This window comes from Sulfurimonas sp., from assembly GCF_032250635.1.
Taxonomy (GTDB): Bacteria; Campylobacterota; Campylobacteria; order Campylobacterales; family Sulfurimonadaceae; genus Sulfurimonas.
This window is the reverse complement of sequence record NZ_JAVVFL010000215.1, coordinates 1-3459: the sequence shown is the minus strand read 5'-3', so window position 1 is coordinate 3459 and position 3459 is coordinate 1. Positions and strand designations below refer to the sequence as shown.

At 32.7% G+C, this 3459-nt stretch carries 4 protein-coding genes; 2 read left to right on the top strand and 2 right to left on the bottom strand.

Features of this window, described 5'->3' with window-relative positions; genetic code table 11:
• Positions 1-744, top strand: a 744-nt coding sequence (locus tag RQ763_RS10820) for a lipopolysaccharide kinase InaA family protein (RefSeq protein WP_314152972.1), incomplete at its 5' end; no start/stop codon positions are given.
• The gene (locus RQ763_RS10815; protein ID WP_314152971.1) at positions 734-1471 is read left to right on the top strand and encodes a glycosyltransferase family 2 protein; all 738 of its coding nucleotides are present in this window, start codon (positions 734-736) and stop codon (positions 1469-1471) included. The genes RQ763_RS10820 and RQ763_RS10815, both read left to right, overlap by 11 nt.
• Positions 1472-1474: 3 nt before the next feature.
• On the opposite strand, the gene RQ763_RS10810 is transcribed toward RQ763_RS10815, so the two are convergent.
• Both RQ763_RS10810 and RQ763_RS10805 read right to left on the bottom strand, forming a co-directional pair.
• Positions 1475-2566 (bottom strand): glycosyltransferase family 4 protein, encoded by a 1092-nt coding sequence (locus tag RQ763_RS10810; RefSeq protein ID WP_314152970.1) that lies wholly within the window; start codon positions 2564-2566, stop codon positions 1475-1477.
• 30 nt (positions 2567-2596) lie between these two features.
• Positions 2597-3459, bottom strand: an 863-nt coding sequence (locus RQ763_RS10805; RefSeq protein ID WP_314152969.1) for an O-antigen ligase family protein, incomplete at its 5' end; no start/stop codon positions are given.

The following is a 3459-nucleotide window of genomic DNA, read 5'->3' as shown; positions in this document are numbered from 1 at the left end:
TGGAGCAGTGTGGAACTAAAATCAATAAGCAAAGATTATATAAAGCTGCTTCAAGAGATTAGAATTTACTTTAAAAATTCCAAAAACTCAATTCATAAAGCAAGAAATGAAATCAAAATAATCGATTTTAAAGATAAAAATCTTGTCGTTAAAGCATTTAAAATACCAAATTTATTTAACAAAATAGTTTATACATTTTTTAGAGATACCAAAGCAAAAAAGTCATATTACAATAGTCTTAAAATCTCAGATTTTGTTCCAAGAGCTATCGGCTATATAGAGTTTAAAAAATTTGGACTTCTGTATGATAGTTATTTTGTCAGTGAAAAATTTGACTATACTTTTTCCATTAGAGAAGTTTTGCTTGATGAAAAATTTGACAATAGAGAAACTATATTTGCTGAGTTCTCAAAATTCACATTTGCCTTGCATAAAAAAGGCATCTTGCATAAAGACTACTCACCCGGAAATATATTAATCAAGAAAGAGGATAATAGTTATATATTTAAGATTGTTGATATAAACAGAATGGTTTTTAAAGAGCTAGATATGGATGAGAGACTGAAAAATTTTTCACAACTCTGGGCAAATGATAGTGATTTAAAAATCATCATAGATGCCTACTTGGAATTTATGACAGAAGATAGAGAATTTTGCTTGCAAAAAGCTATACACTTTTCCAAAAAGCATAAAAATATAAAAAATTTTAAAAAGCGTTTAAAAGGTAGAAAAGTTGTTGATTGATACTATCTCTGTTGTAATAATGGCAAAAAATGCCCAGGAGACGATTACCGAATGTTTGGATAGTTTGGTTCGTTTTAAAGAGGTGGTTTTATATCTCAATGACTCTAGCGATAACACTGAACAGATTGCCAAAAACTATGAAAATGTAAAAATTATTTATGGGGAGTTTATTGGTTTTGGTCCGACAAAAAACAGGGCAGCAACATACGCTTCAAATGATTGGATACTCTCTTTGGACAGTGATGAGATACTAAATGATAAGCTTGTGGATGAAGTCTTGCAGCAAGATTTAAACAATAAAAACAACCTCTTTGTTCTCATTAGAGATAACTACTTTTTAGGGCATAAAACTGTAAGCAGGGACCATATTGTCAGATTGTACAACAGAGAAAAAAATTTATTCGACGATAGTCTTGTGCACGAGAAGGTACAGGTACATGAGTATAATAAAAAAATAGTTTTAAAAAACAGTTTTAAGCACTTAAATATAACAGACATAAATCAGACGCTTTATAAGACGATAAAATATACGGATTTGGCTGCCAAAGATAAGAAAATGTGCTACTTTTCGCTAGTTATAGCAAAGGCATTTTTTGCGTTTTTTCAGACATATATATTGAGATTCTATTTTTTAAACGGTTGGGTTGGGTTTACAGTGGCTGTCTCAAACGCCAACAGAAGGTTCTATAAGTATTTGAAACAGTTTCTAAATTGTCAAAAAAAATAATTTTCAACTCTCTATCAGTGACTCAAAATATTTAATATATTTTTTAACCGTAGTTTTGTGAGACATCTCATTTTCTATTTTCTTTATACAGTTGTCGGATAACATTTTAAGTTTTTCCGGAGAGTTGTAAAGCTCTCTTACCCTATCCGCTATCGCTTTTGAATCTTTAATGGGAACAATGTAGCCGTTATATCCATCATCAATAATCTCCATACTTCCTTCGTTCGCAGATGCAATAACAGGAGTACCAGAAGCTATTGACTCAAGAACTACGCGAGGTAAGCCTTCTTTGCGAATAGATGGATGAATCAACAAATCACATGCTGCAAGTATTTCTGGCACATCGTGTCTATATCCTGTAACATGTATTCGTTCTTTCATCCCACTGTTTTGAATCAAGGATAGGTAAGGTTCCTCGGAAATCTTGCTGCCGATGAGTAAAATATGCAACTCCTTGATATCTGCCAAATCATGAGCTGCTTTTATGGCGTAAATCAGTCCTTTATGTGCTCTGACATTTGCTACAAAAGCGATGTTAAAATTTTTTGTATTTGTGCCAAACTCTTCTAGATTTAAAGGGTGCTGATTGTACCAGTTTACATCATGACCTTTATGTATTGTTATAATTTTTTTTGATGAGGTTGAGAAAACTTGCTTGGAGACATGTCTGTTTATAGCCTCTGAAACACATATAACGCCATTTACTCTAGGATGCAAAATATTTAGATATGAGGTAGGGTCATGGCGGTATAGTCCGCCGGTTGTGCCTCGATATGCAACTAGCTTTGCTTTTGTCCCTATGCAGGCAAAAGCAGCATTTGGGATAGTTCTTGAGCTAGTTGCATAAACTATATCTATACTCTTGTTTTTAATGATTTCTCTAACTTTTTTGATTGTTTTTAAACTTATTTTTTCTTTATGGGAAGCGTCAACGACCTCTATATTATTCTCAAGATATCTAGAGGTGTATTTGCCGTCTTTACTTGTCATTACAGTTATATTGTGACCTGCTTTTGACAAAGAGATATAGATTTCCGCTTCAGGTCTTAAGCTGTTGAATGAGTTTCCGGTTGGTGTTAATACTAGTATGTTCATAAAGGTTCCTTTGTTTTGCATTTAAAAAAATTAAGCTTCATTTTCTATCCTGTTTTGGGCTATAAAAATTCCGGTAAATAGAGCAAGAAAAGCAGCTGAAAACTGCTCATGGAACATGGTTTCCACTAGGCTTGAAACAGAGTATACACTCACAAAAATAATCATTAAGTTGAGATAGTACCTATCCCCAATTTTTAATTTTAAGATGCTATAAAAAATCATTAGATATAAAAATAGTCCTATTATTCCCAAATGCACTGCACTTTGTACATAAATATTGTGGTAACTTGGCAGATGAGCAATACAATTTTTATCTGGATGAGACTCTTTAACACGATTTCTCATCTCATCCATACTTTTAACAACTCCAGAGCCAATTATTGGGTTATCCAAAAATATTTCACTTCCGACAATCCACAATCCAAGTCTTGCACCAAAAGAGCCGCAAAATGATCCGTCTTGTATTATGTTTTGTGATTCAACGACTGATGCATCAAATCTTGTTTTAAAAACTGGGCTGACATGATAAGCAGTATAAAATATTGATATAACCAAAGCCAACATACTAAAAAATGCTAAAATTTTATTTTTTATATTTAAAAAACCGACTACAAATATGGTTACGGCAAATGCAAGATGACCTGTTCTGCCGCCGTTTAAAAATAGGTTTGACGTAACTGTTAGAAAGTATAAAAAATAGAAGATTTTCCATTTTAACTGCTCTTCATGAAAAAATCTGTTAAGAAGTAGGAGCGAGGTAAACGTTAAAAACATAGAGTATTGAAGATGATTCATAAACGGAGTCGGATCGATAGGGCTTCCATGCTTCCACTGAATAAGTTCAAAAAATATGCTATACGAAATGGCTTCGCTTATAAGCATACTGGCTAAAA